The 17,797-nt window shown below is 42.2% G+C and carries 15 protein-coding genes; 6 read left to right on the top strand and 9 right to left on the bottom strand.

Features of this window, described 5'->3' with window-relative positions:
• Positions 1-21 precede the first annotated feature (21 nt).
• From phoU to TAO_RS03140, 5 genes are all read right to left on the bottom strand, one after another.
• Positions 22-735, bottom strand: a complete 714-nt coding sequence (gene phoU / locus TAO_RS03160) for a phosphate signaling complex protein PhoU (protein ID WP_096527732.1) — start codon at positions 733-735, stop codon at positions 22-24.
• Between the two features lie 29 nt (positions 736-764).
• Positions 765-1,568: a phosphate ABC transporter ATP-binding protein PstB gene (pstB, locus tag TAO_RS03155; RefSeq protein ID WP_096526583.1), complete on the bottom strand. Its 804-nt coding sequence runs from the start codon at positions 1,566-1,568 to the stop codon at positions 765-767.
• A gap of 38 nt (positions 1,569-1,606) precedes the next feature.
• Complete coding sequence (gene pstA, locus TAO_RS03150) at positions 1,607-3,259, bottom strand: phosphate ABC transporter permease PstA (protein ID WP_096526582.1); 1,653 nt, start codon at positions 3,257-3,259, stop codon at positions 1,607-1,609.
• A 47-nt stretch (positions 3,260-3,306) separates the two neighbouring features.
• A complete protein-coding gene (locus TAO_RS03145; RefSeq protein ID WP_096526581.1) occupies positions 3,307-5,586 on the bottom strand; it encodes an ABC transporter permease subunit in 2,280 nt (759 codons plus the stop codon).
• Positions 5,587-5,668: 82 nt separating this feature from the next.
• Positions 5,669-6,670, bottom strand: a complete 1,002-nt coding sequence (locus tag TAO_RS03140) for a PstS family phosphate ABC transporter substrate-binding protein (protein WP_408607617.1) — start codon at positions 6,668-6,670, stop codon at positions 5,669-5,671.
• Positions 6,671-6,955: 285 nt separating this feature from the next.
• Here TAO_RS03140 and TAO_RS03135 point away from each other — a divergent pair, with 285 nt between their 5' ends.
• Together TAO_RS03135 and TAO_RS03130 are read left to right on the top strand one after the other, a co-directional pair.
• The gene (locus tag TAO_RS03135; RefSeq protein ID WP_096526579.1) at positions 6,956-8,356 is read left to right on the top strand and encodes an OprO/OprP family phosphate-selective porin; all 1,401 of its coding nucleotides are present in this window, start codon (positions 6,956-6,958) and stop codon (positions 8,354-8,356) included.
• A 264-nt stretch (positions 8,357-8,620) separates the two neighbouring features.
• A complete protein-coding gene (locus TAO_RS03130; RefSeq protein WP_096526578.1) occupies positions 8,621-10,129 on the top strand; it encodes an OprO/OprP family phosphate-selective porin in 1,509 nt (502 codons plus the stop codon).
• A gap of 49 nt (positions 10,130-10,178) precedes the next feature.
• Here the strand turns inward: TAO_RS03130 and cysQ are convergent, their stop codons facing one another.
• The 4 genes from cysQ to yidD are packed head-to-tail and all read right to left on the bottom strand — an operon-like array spanning position 10,179 to position 12,732.
• Positions 10,179-10,997, bottom strand: a complete 819-nt coding sequence (gene cysQ, locus TAO_RS03125) for a 3'(2'),5'-bisphosphate nucleotidase CysQ (protein ID WP_096526577.1) — start codon at positions 10,995-10,997, stop codon at positions 10,179-10,181.
• Between the two features lie 3 nt (positions 10,998-11,000).
• Complete coding sequence (gene nudE / locus TAO_RS03120) at positions 11,001-11,561, bottom strand: ADP compounds hydrolase NudE (protein WP_096526576.1); 561 nt, start codon at positions 11,559-11,561, stop codon at positions 11,001-11,003.
• A gap of 48 nt (positions 11,562-11,609) precedes the next feature.
• The gene (locus TAO_RS03115) at positions 11,610-12,482 is read right to left on the bottom strand and encodes a M23 family metallopeptidase (protein WP_096526575.1); all 873 of its coding nucleotides are present in this window, start codon (positions 12,480-12,482) and stop codon (positions 11,610-11,612) included.
• A 16-nt stretch (positions 12,483-12,498) separates the two neighbouring features.
• Positions 12,499-12,732, bottom strand: coding sequence for a membrane protein insertion efficiency factor YidD (yidD, locus tag TAO_RS03110; protein WP_096526574.1), 234 nt, complete (start codon positions 12,730-12,732; stop codon positions 12,499-12,501).
• Between the two features lie 182 nt (positions 12,733-12,914).
• On the opposite strand from yidD, the gene TAO_RS03105 reads away from it, so the two are divergent.
• The 4 genes from TAO_RS03105 (at position 12,915) to TAO_RS03090 (ending at position 17,773) form a co-directional block, all read left to right on the top strand.
• Entirely contained in the window at positions 12,915-13,799 is an 885-nt protein-coding gene (locus TAO_RS03105; protein WP_096526573.1) for a NotI family restriction endonuclease, read from the top strand.
• On the top strand, positions 13,796-14,677 hold the full coding sequence (locus TAO_RS03100) for a DNA adenine methylase (RefSeq protein ID WP_197702511.1): 882 nt from the start codon (positions 13,796-13,798) through the stop codon (positions 14,675-14,677). The genes TAO_RS03105 and TAO_RS03100 overlap by 4 nt, the downstream gene beginning before the upstream one ends.
• A 157-nt stretch (positions 14,678-14,834) precedes the next feature.
• Entirely contained in the window at positions 14,835-15,554 is a 720-nt protein-coding gene (locus TAO_RS03095; RefSeq protein WP_096526572.1) for a hypothetical protein, read from the top strand.
• A 146-nt stretch (positions 15,555-15,700) separates the two neighbouring features.
• Positions 15,701-17,773, top strand: a complete 2,073-nt coding sequence (locus TAO_RS03090) for an NAD(+) synthase (RefSeq protein WP_096526571.1) — start codon at positions 15,701-15,703, stop codon at positions 17,771-17,773.
• Positions 17,774-17,797: the final 24 nt, after the last annotated feature.

Below are 17,797 nucleotides of genomic sequence, written 5' to 3'. Positions count from 1 at the left end.
TTTGAATTGGCAGGGAGGCAATTACTTCTCACGCACAATCTGTTCCATACCTTCTAAGCCAATATGGCGTACATCCCGCCCCTTCACTAAATAAATGACATGTTCACAGATATTACAAGCGTGATCTCCAATCCGCTCCAAAATTCTAACTACTAGCGTAAGCTCTACTGCCCAAGAGATATTTCGAGGATCCTCCATCATATAAGTGATAAGTTGGCGCAATATATTTTCATGCTGAGCATCTACTTGAGTATCTTGCATTACTACGCTAAATGCAGCTTCGGTATCCATATGCGCAAAAGCATCTAAAGAGTCCCTTAGCATCCCTGCAGCACAATTAGCCATGGATTTTATCGACTCAAAAACATTTGCTGGCTTTTCCCGATCTGACAAACTGATGGCAGCCCGAGCGATACGCTCAGCTCCATCACCAATACGCTCTAAGTCAGCCACAATTTTAATTACAGCTATGACTAACCGTAAATCTCCGGCAGCAGGCTGACGACACGCTAAAATCTGGGTACATTCTTCATCAATGGAAACATCCATAGCATCAACTTCGTAATCTTCATTAATCACGCTTTTAGCCTTCTCTACATCCTTGTTTACCAAGGCATCCACAGCCTCAACAATCTGCTGCTCTACTAACCTTCCCATGACAAGAACTCGAGTTCGGATATCTTCTAGCTCCCAATCGTACTGCCGCGAGGTATGGGGGGTAATACTATGAGACATAATCCGCTCCTTGAAATAATAAGGAATCATTAACCATAACGCCCAGTAATGTAATCCTCAGTCTGCTTTTTCTTCGGATTAGTAAATAAAGTACTGGTATCACCAAATTCAATTAATTTTCCCAAATACATAAACGCTGTATAGTCCGATACCCGAGCTGCCTGCTGCATGTTATGGGTAACTATTATAATAGTATACTCACTCTTTAATTTATATATCAGCTCTTCAATCTTGAGTGTAGAGATAGGATCTAAAGCTGATGCAGGTTCATCCAAAAGCAATACTTCTGGTTCGATAGCAATCGCTCTAGCAATCACTAGCCGCTGCTGTTGGCCACCAGAAAGACCTATTGCGTTATCATTCAAGCGATCTTTAACCTCATCCCATAAAGCTGCACTTTTAAGGGATTTCTCTATCGCCTGATCCAAAATACGACGGTCTTTAATCCCCTGTAGACGTAACCCATAAGCCACATTCTCATAAATAGATTTTGGAAAAGGATTAGGCTTTTGGAATACCATCCCTATCCGGCGCCGTAAATCGGCAACATTAATGTCTTTATCATAAATATTCTGCTTCCGTAGAAAAATTTCTCCCTCAATTCGGAGATTATCAATTAGATCATTCATCCGGTTAAAGCAACGTAATAAGGTAGATTTCCCACAACCACTAGGACCAATAAACGCAGTTACTCGCCGTTCCGGGATAGTTAGATTAATATCTGTAAGTGCTTGGGTATTTTGGTTGTAATATAGATTAAAATTTTTGGTATATAGGCAGGGAGTTTCATCTTTCAGCCTAAGTTTTTGAACACTGCGATCAAGCAATACCATAGGTCTGAAATCCTCTATTTTTAATCTCTCGACTCATATTAATTTTCTACTGCACGGTACTTTTCTCGAAGTCGATTACGAATCATAATTGCTACTAAATTAAGCACTACAATCACTAAAATGAGAAGTAAAGCTGTTGCGTATACTAAAGGGCGAGCTGCCTCCACATTAGGACTTTGAAAGCCTACATCATAGATATGAAAACCTAAATGCATAAACTTGCGATCTAGGTGTAAAAAGGGGAAATTTTCATCTAAAGGTAGCGCAGGCGCAAGCTTTACCACCCCAACCATCATTAGCGGAGCCACTTCTCCAGCTGCTCTTGCCACTGCTAAAATAAGTCCAGTTATCATAGCTGGAGCAGCCATAGGTAATACAGTACGCCATAGGGTTTCAGCCTGAGTTGCACCTAATGCCAAGCTCCCCTCTCGGATAGAGCGGGGAATACGAGAAAGCCCCTCTTCTGTAGAAATAATCACCACGGGCACGGTAAGAATAGCTAAGGTCAAAGAAGCCCACAGTAAGCCTGGGGTACCAAAGGTTGGTGCTGGTAATGCCTCTGGGAAGAACAAATGATCGATATTACCTCCCAAGAAATATACAAAAAACCCAAGGCCAAATACCCCGTAAACAATAGAAGGTACACCCGCTAAGTTATTGACTGCAATCCGAACAATCCGCACTAACCAGCCTTGCTTTGCGTACTCCCGTAAATAGATAGCAGCTACCACTCCAAAGGGGGTCACTATCACTGACATAATCAGAACCATCATGACAGTGCCAAAAATAGCAGGAAAAACCCCTCCTTCCGTATTAGCTTCACGAGGATCTGAGGCTATAAATTCAGCGAGTTTTTGCCCATAAAATCCTATTTTCTCCCCTACCCCCATCTCATTAGGATGATAAGCTCGCACTACTGTTGCTAACGGGATTTCAACTATCCGACCATCAGCAATCTCAATAGCCAAACTACTTTGCTCAAGTTGCTGGTAAAGTTTAGGAAGCTTTTTCTTAATACGAGTATAATCCGCTCGCAGCTTCTCCTCTTCAGCCTTAATCTCAGCATAAGCTTGAAGATCAGATACAGCTTCAAGCTCTAATCTTCGATGATGCAAACGCAATTTCTCTAGCTGGTAATTGATAGCACCAATATCGTGCCTCTGAATAGTCTTAATTTGAGCATACACCCTATTGGCTTTACGCACCTTCTTCCGAAGAATCTCCCAAGCCTTCCTGCCCTCAGCAATTATTTTACCCTGATCTTTAATGGACTTCAGATAGCCATAAGCTTGTCCCCATTCTCGACGCTCAATCACTAGCAAATCCTTCGGGTAGTGCTGATAGCTAATCAATGGCTCTACAATCCAAAGGAAATCAGAATCAACTAAATCCCGATTGCCTATTTTAAGTAAGCTTCGAGTAATCAGTTTAGAGTCAGTTAGTAACCTATAGCCTACATCAAGAAGCCGCTGACGATTAACTTGCTCTTGGCCTACTATCTCGCCAATTAAACGTACTACTTTTCCATCCTGCTGGGTATAGCCCATCTCCACAGCCGACTTTGGCCAAAAATGTCCTAATCCATTAGCAGCAATTAGTATCAATAAGCCAGCTACCATAATAAGACAGATACTCACTGCGCTAGCAGTCAACCAAATCCAAGGAGTACCCGATTTAAGCCACGCTCTCATTTACACTTAAATTTTATTGTTATGAGCTAATTTGCTATTTTTAAACCCTATAAACTATTATATTTTGCGCGTAGCCGCTGGCGTACAATTTCAGCAAAGGTATTAATGATAAAAGTCACTATAAATAATACAAGAGCGGTAAGAAATAAAATACGGTAATGAGTACCATTCACCTCAGCTTCCGGCATCTCTACCGCAATATTTGCAGAAAGAGATCGAAGCCCTTGAAAAGGGCTAAAATCCATCACTGGGGTATTGCCAGTGGCCATCAATATAATCATGGTCTCACCAACTGCTCGCCCAAAACCGATCGCTATCGCAGAGAAAATACCTGAGCTAGCTGTTAAAAGCACTACGCGTACTAATGTTTGCCAAGGAGTTGCCCCTAAAGCTAAGGAACCAACGGTTAAGTGCTTGGGAACACTAAATATGGCATCCTCAGAAATAGAAAAGATAAGGGGAATTGCAGCAAATCCCATGGCAAACCCCACTACAAGGGCGTTACGCTGATCGTAGATTATGTCTAAGTGGGTAGTGATCCACAGAGAGATATCATTATTAAAAAATGTTGTACCTAGCGACTTACTGAGGGTCAATATCAGAGCGCTTACCCCTATCACTACAAAAGTAAGGAGTATCACCTCATAGCCATCTGAAACCCAGTGGCGCACCTTACTAGGTAGCCGGTACCAAAAATAAGATAGTATAAAAATACTCAAAGGTAATAATAACAGTAAGATTAAGATTCCTAGAAGATTTTTTTCTACTAAGGGGGCTAGCCAGAGTCCGGCTAAAAAACCAAGAATAACCGTAGGAAGTGCGGCCATAATCTCAATAATGGGCTTGATTATGCCCCGCATTTTTGGTCCCATAAAGTAAGCTGTATAAACTGCACCCATAATCGCTATAGGAATGGCGAACAGCATCGCATAAAAGGCTCCCTTGAACGTCCCAAAGATCAAGGGCGTGAGGCTAAATTTAGGCTCAAGCTTATTGCTAGAGGCTGAAGACTGCCAGACAAACTTCGGCCTCTGTGAACTTTCATACCAAACCTTCCCCCATAACGCCTGCCAAGAAACCTCTGGGTGCTTATTGTCTATTCTTAAAAAGCGTATTTTTCCTCGAAGATCACCAGCTAACATACCATTAGCTCTAGGTGCAATACCAATAACTGATAAAGGTGCTTTACTTAAGCGCTTTATCCGTAATATTCGATGTGCAGTAGCATGGTAAAGGCCAATATAGCCTAAGGAGTCAGCTGCTAAGAAACCTTTACGAGCATGTTCAGGAGCAATAGCCTTAATAGGCCCTTTTTGGGCATTAAAGGTGCGAATTTGTACTAAGCTATAGTGGTTATTTTCATCTCGTACTGGAAACCATTGGGCAATCTGACCGGAGGAATCTCCTACTAAAAGAGAAATTCCTCCGGTTAGAGAGGATAAAGCAGTAACCTGAGTGCCTAGTGGGACTACCCTCACCCGCTGTATTAAGTTGGGGGTTTTCTCGTCACCTATCAGCCGATAGTAATTAATATAGCCTTCCGTATCAATCAGATATAATTCTTCTTGCTGCCCACCGATTATTATATGGGTAATTTTAAGCGGGGATAAATCTAAGGAGGCATCTGTTTGCGTAATAATAGTTTTTTCATCGGCAAAAGAACGCAGTTTGATAAAATTAACTAAAATCAAACGGTTATCTGCAGTCACTGCTGCAATAGTTGTTTGTTCTTTATTAGATTGAGCGCTAATCAAATGTAGCGGCTGTCCTTTGGAGTCTATAACTAGAGGTTGATTACCTAAAGGATATTCTAACCTTGGAGTAACAGTACGGACATTATCACTAGTGTAGGCAGTTTGATAAATAGGGCGCAAAAACACTCCGCGACCATTAGAAAGACCATAAGCAATTACCTCTCTAGAGGAATGACTGGCCGTAAAACTAGTAATAGCCACCCCCTCAGGTATAGGCAGCTTTGAATTCAAAACCACTTTGCCATCTTGGGTAGAGAAGAAGATTGCTCGCCCCTGATCAGTGAGACGAAAACCGGTATCATTATATTCATTTAAGGCTAGATACACAGTCGCATCCATACTACCGCCAGGGGTTACATACTGAGCAGTAGGCGTTATCTGCGCTGAATGAAATAGAGGAATAACTACATATAAGAGGTAGAAAAAAACCAAAGTAATAGTAATAATGACACTCACACCCCCAAAAATGATATAATAGCGTGCCGCATAATCCTTAATCTTACGCCAGCGGCGATAGCGTTTAGTGATAGGAGGGATAATACGATTTTCAGGCTCTGGGGCACTAGCAACCATCTTGGCTTATATAAAATAATAAGGAATAAGAAAAAAACACTTTTATTAGCAAAAGCGTTCTTGATAAAAGAATTTAAGTATCTTAGTGAGTACTGGCGAGTCCATCTCCATTAATTTTAGCTAACTCTTTTTCCACAGCTTGAGCGGACAAGGGAATATAACCGTCTTTAATGACCATTTTTTGGCCAAGTTTAGAGAGTATCATTTTGATAAACTCTCGCTCTAATGGTGGCAAAGGCTTATTAGGATGTTTATTAATATAGAGGTAAAGAAAGCGCGCTAGGGGGTATTTACCAGTGATTGCATTGACCGAAGTGGCTTCTACATAAGGAGATCCTGCTTTTGCTGCTAGAGGAACTGCACGCACGCCGGAAGCTCGATAACCCATACTCGAATAACCCATACCATTCAGCGATTTAGCAATCCCTTGAACGACAGAAGCTGATCCTGGCTGTTCATTCACCGTATTCTTAAAGTCCCCTTCACAAAGAACCTTTTCCTTAAAATAACCGTAAGTACCGGAAACTGCGTTACGCCCAAAAAGCTGAATCTTTCGATTAACCCATCCTCCCTTTAAGCCTAATTCTCCCCAAAGAATAATATTTTTAAGATAATCACACTTACGAGTCACTGAGAAAACTGCATCTACTTGAGGGAGAGTCATTCCTTTAATGGGATTGTCCTTGTTCACATAAATCGCCACTACATCCACGGCGACGCGGATAGCGAGGGGTTTATAGCCATATTTACCCTCAAAGGCTTCTACCTCATTATCCTTCATTTTTCGACTCATAGGGCCAAGATTGGCCGTATTTTCAGTAAGTGCAGTAGGGGCTGCTGAAGATCCAGGGGCTTGAACTTGAATATTCACATTAGGATAGAGATTTTTAAATTTCTCTGCCCAAAGCACCATAAGGCTGGCTAAAGTATCAGAACCCACACTGGATAAATTACCCGCAACCCCACTGACTTTCACATACTCCTTAAGAGCAGGGTCAATTTGATCAGCCACTGCTCTACTACTAACAAATAACATACATGAGACTAGCTCTAATACTAAAGCAGTCATCGTTAATCTGCGCATATTTTTCTTAAGCCTTAACATACAATAAATATTGTAACTCTTACAGAACCTTGCCATAACAATAATCCATTTTAAATAATCGTATTTTTAACCGATATTACTATTTAACAACAACTATAAATCCAATTTTATTCTAAGTTAAAAACCCTCTTATATATTCACTATAGTGGCGTAAGGTGAGATTTAGATTACCAACATCATATCTAAGCTAAAACCTCTTCATGATCTTATTACAGCTGTAACCATTTTTAACATCTACACTCCGCCAGCTTAAAGGATAGAGTTTTGGGATCTAACGTTAAAAAAATACTTGTATCTATTATTTTAAGTCATGGGAGTCTACTAAATTCCTCCGCTTACGCAAATACCGAGATATTAAATCAAGAAAAGCCTAAAGATCTCACCCATAACGCTCAAGTAAAAACAGAAAATAAAGTTACCGAGCAAAATCATAAAGAGTCAACAAAACAAAAATCAATTACGGTTAAAGCGGACTATACAGGATTAACCATAAAATCAGCTAGCGGTAACTATACATTTAACCTCGGAGGCAGAATTCAGGGTGATAGTGCATTGTTGGATAGCAGCAAAATTGATCTGGAGCTTCGTCGTGCCCGTATTAATTTTATTGGGACGCTGTATAAAAACTGGATGTATCGGGTTGAGGGTGCTTTTGGTGGATATAATCCAAGAATCACCAACGCTTATTTTAGATTTAGAGGATTTGACCCCATTAACTTAACTTTAGGCTACCAGAAAGTACCTTTTAGCCTTGAGTCGGTGACCAGCAACAACTGGACAGTTTTTCAGGAACGCGCCATGGTAAATACCCTGATTAACAATGCGGGTATTAGCAATAATCATCCAAGTGAGAATTTTATTAGCAATTTTGTGGATAATTTTCTTAACAACGATGAAATTGGTCGCCGCAGCTTAGGTTTAAGTATGGATACTTATGGAAAAGGCTGGCCAGATTGGACAGTTGCGGCGGGTTTTTATAGTGAAGGGATTGTAAACCCAGGGGCATTTAGCAACGGCAATTGGGAAGCCGTTAGCCGAGCTACAATTGCCCCCATCGCTGAAGCCACCCGCGTATTTCACCTAGGAGGATCTATTGACTATCGAAATTTTAATGACAACTCTGGGCTGGTGTTATCCACTCGCCCTGAATCTCAGCTTGCGCCCAGTCTTATCGGTACAGGCGTAATTCCAGATGTTAAACAAAACTTACTACTTGGAGGAGAAATTTCTACTGTCTGGGGCCCATTTCACGCTCAGAGCGAATATATCCACTCTGAAATAGCACGTAAAAAAGGAATACCTAATTTAAATTTTGATGGCTGGTATGCTCAAACAGGATATTTCCTAACTGGGGAATCGCGCAACTACCAAGCAAGCACGGGTCGCTACAGCCGAATTACCCCTCGTAGAATGGTAGGCAAAGGAGGTTGGGGAGCTTGGGAAATTGCTGCTCGTTACAGCGTCCTCGATCTGGAAAATAAAAACATTCTCGGAGGGGTAGAAAAAAATATTACCCTCGGCATCAATTGGTGGGCAACGCAGAATTTTATGATTAGGGCTAATTATGTCCATGCTATGGTCGATTCCGATACTAGTCGCGCACAGCTTGGAGGTGAAAATAAAAACACTAATATCTTTATGACTCGACTTCAGCTCGTCTTTTGAATTATGCTTTTGCAGCGATTTTAATTTTTAGGAGGAAAGCCTCTTCTGCATACAAAATCAATATCCCTTAACTCTAGCCAACGGGATATTTCTTAGAAATACCTTACTCAAGGTATTTATTCAACACCATCAGATAAACCTCCAAACGTCCAAGGCTTTAACAACAGCCTCTTTAATTGCTTTACTTGCACAGCTCCATCATTCAGTCCTGTTATTTTTTTCTTCTAATTTAAATAAATTTTGAAATTAAGAGGACATAGCGATATGAAACCCCATAAAACTAAAACCTTAATCACTTATAGTATTATTTTAGGGAGCATAAATTTACTTGGCTTCCCGATATACGCAAGCGCTAAAGCCCTATCAGAATCTTCCAAATCTAAACCACGGAAGGAACAGGAAATCTCAAAAAAAGAACGACAAGAAAGAGAGGCTAAATTATTAACGATAACAAATGCTAATCTTAAAAATGAAGCCAATAAAAAAGATAGCCCCGGCTTTACGCTAGGAAACATGGAAAACATTGAGCTAACTAAAAATATTAGGCTAGGTGAAACTGGGCTGGAAATAAAATCCGACAACGGCAACTTTAAGCTGGGAATTGGGGGGTTTGAACAAGGAGATTCCCAAGTCAACTTTAACGCAGATAATACCGGGCTTCAAGACGGAATAATTCCTCGTCGTACCCGTATTCGTTTAGATGGTTTTGTATTTAAGAATATCAACTACAAAATTGAATATGATTTTGCCCGTGTGGTGGGCAGCCCTATTGCTGTTGGGGGCATCACTGAGGCTTGGCTTGGCTACGCTAATTTTCCTCTTAAACCACTGACGATTAAAATCGGGCAAATAAAAGAACCCCTTACCTTAGCAAGCTCTACCAGTGATCGTTATCTAGCTTTTATTGAACGTTCGCTTTTCCTGAATGCATTTGTAGAGAATCCTAACCCCTACAAACTAGGCGTGAGTGCCGAATCCTATGGTACCCGGTGGAGTGTACGCGCTGCGCTGCAAACGCAAAATACTGCGCTCGGTACGGCTATTCTTGATAATACGGCCTATCAAGCAGTAGGTCGTGGCACTTTTCTTCCCTACTATAACGGCCTAACCCAGTTTCTTCATATTGGGGTATCAGGGGGTAGAACCTGGATGAGGAATGTATTTAATCCGACTACGGGTAAGCTAGAATCCGCCCCTTTATTCTTTTCTTCTCAGCCATTCGCTAACGTGGATCGTACCCCTTTTGCAAACACCGGCCTTTTAACGACTAACTTAGGGCCTGGCCATAAAGCCCTAGAAAGTTATACCCGGTTTGGAGCTGAATTAGCCTTAGTAGAGGGACCTTTTTCATTCCAAACTGAATACATGCAAACTGCCTTAGCAGGAGTGGGTTATTCAGGCAAAGATGTACTAGAGGGTTCTTATGCCCTTATCAGCTATTTCTTAACCGGAGAATCCCGCGCCTATGATAACAAAAGTGGGGCATTTACCCGGGTAAAACCTAAACATAATTTCGATCTTAACGGGGGTTGGGGCGCGTGGGAAATCGCGATACGTTGGGATCAATTAGCCATGAACACCCAAGATGTCAATGGTGGTAACACCCAGACCGCCGTAATAGCATTCAATTGGTATTTAAATCGTCATCTTCGCCTCATGGCTGACTACGGGGTTGTCATCCATGAAAGCGCCCGGAAAACTAATCCGGTTATTGCCAGATTTAACGGGCTTAACCCAAGTATCCTAGAGTTCCGAATGCAGGCCGATTGGTAACAGCAGCAACCCATTATACTATGTTACAAGTCTTGTATCTTGGTTAATCTCACTTTAACCCTTCAGGAATAAACCGCTCCCAATTACCTGTAGAGTCAGCCATCGTGAGAAAATAGGGGTTAATCAGGGTCTCTCTAGTATTATAGTCCAGTGGTACGCCCTTAAGATCAACGACCCTACCTCCTGCTTCTTCCACGATGCACTGGGCGGCGGCTGTATCCCATTCAGAGGTCAAACCAAAACGTGGATAAATATCTGCCTTACCTTCAGCAACCCAGCAAAACTTTAAAGAGCTTCCTACAGTAGCTAATTCATAGCTTTTTACCTTATCGAGAAAAACCCCTAGATACCCATCGCCATGGGAACGGCTGCCGACCACCCGGGCAACACCTCCAGCCCAAGGCTTACCCTTAATTCTTACAGGGGCTTGATCGATCGCTTGCCGATAGGCTCCCTGAGCTTTAACCGCAAAATATAACAAACCCATCGCGGGAGCATAAACTACGCCTAAAACAGGTTTATACTCTTTAATAAGGGCGATATTAACCGTAAATTCTTGATTGCCTTTGATAAATTCTTTAGTACCATCTAACGGATCCACGAGCCAATATCGCTGCCAAGCATAGCGTTTTTCAAAGGGAAGCGCTTTCGATTCCTCCGATAATATCGGGATTTCAGGATTCAAAGACTCCAACCCTTGTTGGATAGTATTATGAGCCGCCAGATCAGCCTCTGTTAAGGGGGAATAATCCTCCTTATGGGTCACAGGAAAATCTGTACGATAAAACGCTAAGATTCTTTTCCCCGCTGCTAATGCGATAGCGATTACTGGATTCAGTAACGCCTCTAGAGAAGCTGTTACCAGCATTAATTATGTCACTCCTTGGTTTAATTTTTCTTTCACCATCAATAAAGCAGCAATACTGCGGGCTTCAGTGCAGTCTTCTCGAGCAAACAAGGCTGAAAGCTTCTCCAAAGGCCACGGCACCACCTCAATTTCCTCTGGCTCATCCCCTAAAAGGCGCTGTTCATAAAGATCTTGAGCAATGATCACATGGGTATAATGGCTGATATGACCGGGTGCTATGGTCAGAGAAGTCAAATAAGTCAGATGCTTGGCGCCATAGCCTACCTCTTCCATCAACTCCCGGTTAGCGGCTACTAGCATATCTTCTCCTGATTCTATTTTTCCTTTAGGCAGCGCAAGTTCATAGCGTTCAGTTCCTACAGTGTACTCTCGAATCAGTAGTACCGTATCTCGATCAAGAAGAGGTACTACTAAAACTGCCCCATATTCTCTAGTTTTAATTCGCTCATACTGAGTTTCAACGCCATTAGAAAAACGTAGATTGACATTTTCTACCTGAAATAACCGCGTCTTGACGATCATCTCAGTGGCTATAATTTCCGGCTTAATACGTTTTTGATTCATCACGCTATCTAATTACAAAATAATAGATTAACCGCTTAACTTATCCCTTTATTTGCTAGCGGTAGGCATGGGTGGAACCAATAGCTGAGGATCAAGGCGCGTTTGAAATAGGTTAATTCGCCAATCTAGATGAGCACCCGTGACTCTTCCGGTAGCCCCTACCTTAGCGATGGGTTTTCCTTGTAGCACCCGATCCCCTTTTTTAACCAAGATTCGACTCAAATGTATAAACGTAGAGGATAACCCATGGCCATGATCAATAATAAGGGTTCCTCCCGATAACAGCATATTGGAATGGGCTAAAGTTACCACCCCATCCGCAGGAGCGTGGACTAATGTTCCTACGGGCGCTGCAATATCAACCCCATAATGGGGAGTGCGGGGTTGGCCGTTTAAAATTCTCTGGCTGCCATAAATACCCGTAATCGGCCCGTGTACCGGCCAGATAAATCCCTTTAGAAAATCAGTACGCACATCATCCAGCGATCGGGTCTCCTTTACCATAGCTGCCTCTTGATGGATACGGGCTAGATCCGCGCCTGAAGGGCTTACTTGGCGAGCAGGTAATCCTTTAATATGCTGAATATGATATTGACGCTGGGTAATTTTAAGTTCTCTAGTTTGCTCAGCGCCATTGGGAAGCATGACTTTAAGCCTAGCTTGAGGCTTTGCATCACGACCAAACCCAATTAGAAATACACCTTGCTTAGAAACCCGTACCGACTGGTCATCAAAAAACACCTTGGATCTAGGATCGGTTTTTCCTTTCACCAACCCCCCTTGTGTTAAGGGTCCTTCTAATTTTAAAGCTATATCCCTCCCCCATGCTGTATTACAGGATACCCCCCAGATCAGGAGCAATCCAAACCAATAACGCCTATGGCTCTTTAATATTAACGTAGAGATATTTATCTTGTTCATAAGTTAGTGAATGAAACTATTTAGAGTGCCACTTAGAGATATCCGGTACAGGATCCAATCCTCCGGGATGAAAAGGATGACAGCGTAAAATACGCTTTAGTCCTAGCCATCCGCCCCGAATCCCACCATAACGCTGAATAGCTTCCTGCGTATAGGCTGAACAGGAAGGATAATAACGACAATGATTACCTAATACCGGACTCACTATATAGCGGTAAAAACCGATTAAACATAATAAAAATTTTTTCATTAACCCATTGTAGTATACGCTTTACTTTATTTTAGCTTCTATAGCAGAAACAACAGCGCATTATTTCTCTTTATATTCTATCCACAAAGTATCTAATTAATGCTAGAAATCTATTACTCAGCATCTCGATATAGAACATAAAAGGGCTAGTTACGAAAAACTTTAGCTATTTTTGACAAGTAATGAGTATAGATAAAAATAACAATCAACCTTTAGCAGAAGTTTTCGGTTTTCCAATTGACAATCAATCGAAAAGAGCCGTTCGTTATCGTGAAAACAAGCTTTGTCCGTTCAATAACATTGTTTCAAACTGCACCAAAAACAGCATTGAATTTCCCTTAGGCGTTTGCAGCCTTAACCACAAAGGCAAACCAATAATTATCTGCCCTATTCGCTTTAGGGAAGATTGGAGAATTATTAGCGATGTGGCAGCATTTATATTTGATGCGAAAACGACATGGACACATGTTGGTGAAGTAAGATTAAAAGACAAATTTGGAAAATCAGCAGGAAATATTGATTATGTTTTAGTTGCCTATGACGACAAGGGACAGGTGCTTGACTTTGGTTCGCTTGAAGTTCAATCGGTTTATATTTCCGGAAATTTAACTGGACCGTTTTCAGCCTTTTTAGAAAACCCCATCCCCGAATTTAATTGGACACACGCTCTCAAATACCCAAAACCCGATTATCTTTCGTCTTCAAGGAAACGGCTTGTTCCGCAAATCATTGCCAAAGGCTCCATACTTAATCAATGGGGCAAAAAACAGGCGGTTGCTTTACAAACAGCCTTTTATAACACGTTGCCACCTTTACCCGAAGTTGACAAAGCGGAATCAGATTTTGCTTTTTTCCTTTATGATTTAGTTCCTGTTAAGAAAGAAAAACGTTTGGAACTTAAACTTTCCAAAGTGATTTATACCAGGTTTGCCATTGCATTAGAACGGGTTGCCAAGTTTGAAGCCGGTTCAATAGCCTATTTCACTCAACTGCTGCAAAAGAAACTTGATGCCAAACATTCAGGAGCATCAGATATTGATAACCTTGAAAATGTTGTAGTGGAATGAATAATCAGCTAACCATGTTTGACTTGGGTGAAAAAAATACCGGAACAGCAGCTATAAACGTTGCATCAGTTCCACAACGTAGCCCATTCCGCTATCCGGGTGGAAAAACATGGCTGATACCCACAGTCAGGCAATGGCTGAAACAAGGGCAAAAATCTGTTTCAGAATTAATTGAGCCGTTTGCAGGTGGTGGAATCGTGAGTTTGACTGCTGCATTCGAGCGGTTAGCCGACCACATCACCATGGTAGAAATGGATGAAGAAATTGCAGCCGTGTGGGAAGTGATTCTTAGTGGGGAAAACAAATGGCTTGCCGACAAAATTTTCTTTTACGACCTGACAATTGCCAATGTGAAATCAGAATTGGAAAAACCTGATAAAAAACTTAATGACCTCGCTTTTTGTACAATTCTAAAAAATAGAATTTTTCATGGTGGCATCCTTGCCAAGGGGTCAGGCATGATTAAAAACGGAGAAAACGGAAAAGGTATCGCTTCGCGTTGGTATCCTAAAACTTTACATGACAGGATAATTGCCATTAATTACGTTAAAGACAGAATTGGCTTCATTAGGGGAGATGCATTTGAAGTCCTGGAACAAAACCTTAATAATCATAAGGCGTATTTTTTTATTGACCCACCATACACAGTAGCGGGGAAACGACTTTATACTCACTTCGACATAGACCATGAACGACTTTTTTTATTAGCCGCACAATTAAAGGGTAAGTTCATGCTGACTTACGATGATACAAAAGAAATACGGATACTTGCAGATAAATACGGACTTGACTTCAGAACAATTCCAATGAAAACCACGCATCATTTGCAGAAAAACGAAATCATAATATCGGATAATTTTTCATGGTGGACAGGCTGATACAATGTTATTAAGCTAGTTATTGATTGCCAGTTACAAATAGACACACCAACAAACATCGGATAGAACTTAAAAAAGCCAACGCTCAGATGGCATATAGTTTTAGAGTCGCATTAACGCTATATTTTCTTTAACTGCCCATATCGGTGTGCTGCTGATGATAAACCACAAATTCACCAAAGAGATTAGACAAACTGCTATTTCAGCCACTCTTACAGCATTAGGGTGGATTCTGATCACCACCACAGTCAATAGCGCTGAGCTTAACGAACAGCTAGCGGTCATTCATCCACAAGGCGAAATACCCAATCCGGTTATCGGCATTGTACTACCTAAAAGAATTAAGGTTGAAACGCTAGCGCCAAGCGTATTAAAGCCCTTTGTACCAAAGAATCTGGCCGGAATCCCTCGCACTGATTTTCTTGCCGAGCGGAATAACTCCTTGGGCACTCAAATCTCTACTGCCCAAGGAGTTTATTGCACCGACAATATCCCCATGGGAGGGCTAACCCTCTCAGTGCTCGCCAATAAAGGCTCTTTCTGCTATGGCAACGGGCCCGAGCTGATTCTTGAAATCATTGATACGGGGGATGCTAAAGGACCCCTTGCTATCACTTGGCTAGCAAGCTTAGGTCAAGAACGCCTAACCGAGAACAGCTATGAGAAGACCTATCGCCAAGGTAACCGGCTGATCCACGAGGAGTGGGACAACCTAGATAAGTACGGTGAATACAGCGTTATGCTGGGGAACCGCTTCATGGTAAAGATTACTAGTGTTGGCATTGGTAACGACATTAACCACATCAAGCAGGCTATGACCAGCATTAACCTCATGGGTATCGAACGGCTTAAAGATCAGGGAGTATCAAAAGATTAAGTCTGGTTGTTATTAAAGATCTTAAGCTCCAAAAACTAATATGATCTACTTGCTTTTTATCCTCTCAGTCAATTCATTCAATCAGTTAGGCACTATTTTTTAATTCTTGAACATAATATTTTTAAACGCTAGCTATTTTTCCTAACATGATAACGGACAACAAATCTTCCTTCTTTAACCTATACCGGCATCATTTTATCCGGGCAGCAGTAGCTGTACCTAGCCTAAAAGTTGCTGATCCGATTTTTAATGCTGAAGAATCAATAGCGCTCCTAAATCAAGCCGCGGAGGAACAAAGTTTACTGGTTGCTTTTCCAGAATTAGGACTTTCTGGGTATAGCTGCGACGATCTTTTTCAGCAACAGGCGCTACTTGCAGAATGCCAGCAAGCCCTGCATCAGATCCTCAGAAGTGCCCAAAACCAACCCATTATTGGCATTGTGGGCTTACCCCTACAGATAGACAGTCTGCTTTTTAACTGCGCTGTGGTATTTTACCGCGGCCAAATCTTAGGCGTAGTCCCTAAAACCTATCTACCGAATAGCTGGGAATCCTATGAGCTGCGCCAATTTAGCCCTGCCAGCTACGCCTTAAGCGAAAATATCTACCTTTGCGGGCAAAATCAGGTGCCCTTTGGCCATCATTTTTTATTTCAAGTCAAAGAACAGCCCCTTTTAACTTTCCATATTGAGCTAGGTGAAGATCTAGGCGCGCCTATTCCGCCTTCTTCCTATGGTGCTTTAGCTGGCGCTACGGTACTGATTAATCTTTCCGCCTCCAGTAGCGCTACTGGAAAAGCTGATGACCGGCGCTTACTTGCGGAGAGTCAATCAAACCGTTGTTTAGCAGCATATCTCTATGCTGGGGCTGGGTTTGGTGAGTCGACTACAGATTTAGCCTGGGATGGGCACGGAATGATCTATGAAAGCGGTCGCTGTATTGCTGAGACAAGACGCTTTGCTTATCAACCCCAACTTGCTATCGGCGATATTGATTTAGAGTGCTTGCAACAGGATCGGATGCGTCAGCATAGTTTTGGCCAAGCCCGCCATCATCATCAAGATAAACTCATCCCTTTTCGTACTATCCATTTTTCAGCCCCGCTCCCCCGTCAAGGATCCATACCTCTTAAACGTATTTATGAACGTTTCCCCTATGTCTCTAGCCACCCAATCACCCGAGATCAGCACTGCCAAGACGCTTATGAAATCCAAGTACAGGGATTGGTGAAACGCCTCCAGACTACGGGTCTCACTAAAGTAGTGATTGGTATCTCAGGCGGGCTAGATTCCACCCTAGCGCTGATGGTTTGCCTCCGAGCGATGGCCATCATGAATCTACCTTCCAGCCATATCTTGGCCTATACCCTCCCTGGATTTGCTACCAGCACCCAAACCCTAAAACAAGCTCACCAGCTTATGGCTGCAAGTGGCTGTCAAGCCCATGAAATTGATATCCGCCCAAGCTGTCTCCAAGTATTACAGGATCTTGCTCATCCCTATAGTCAAGGCAAACCCGTTTACGATCTTACCTTTGAAAATGTACAGGCGGGTGAGCGCGCTAATCATCTATTCCGGTTGGCCAATTTTCACCAAGCGCTGGTTATAGGAACAGGGGATTTAAGCGAAATTGCCCTAGGTTGGTCTACCTATGGGGTAGGCGATCACATGGCTCATTACCATGTCAATGCTGGCATCCCCAAGACACTGGTTCAGCATCTTATAAAATGGATCGCCGATACTCAGCAGCTAGGGCCAAAGATGGAAGCAGTCTTAAATGAAATACTACAAAATAAAATCAGCCCAGAGCTTATCCCCGATGAAGATCAAAACTCTGAGGATGTGGTTGGCCCCTATGAACTTCAGGATTTCCATCTTTATTACACCCTGCGCTTTGGCTACTTACCCACTAAAATTGCTTTTCTTGCCTGGTCTGCTTGGCATGATAAAAACCAAGGATCTTGGCCTAAAGGGATTAAGGAGGAACGCCACCAATACAGCTTACAAGAAATCAAAAGCTGGCTACGGGTTTTTCTTTTCCGATTCTTTAAACTCAGTCAGTTTAAGCGCAGCGCCATGCCCAATGGACCTAAAGTAGCCATTGGCTTATCACCCAGAGGGGATTACCGCGCTCCTAGCGATAGCGAAGCCATGGCCTGGCTCACCCAATTAGAGCACATTCCTGAGTCTGAGGAAGACTCTTCGTTTGGCAAAAAATAACGACTAGACTGGTATTACGTGTAA

The organism is Candidatus Nitrosoglobus terrae, from assembly GCF_002356115.1.
GTDB classification, from domain to species: Bacteria; Pseudomonadota; Gammaproteobacteria; order Nitrosococcales; family Nitrosococcaceae; genus Nitrosoglobus; species Nitrosoglobus terrae.
Note: the sequence above shows the minus strand (reverse complement) of the source record. Positions and strands in the feature narration are given on the sequence as shown.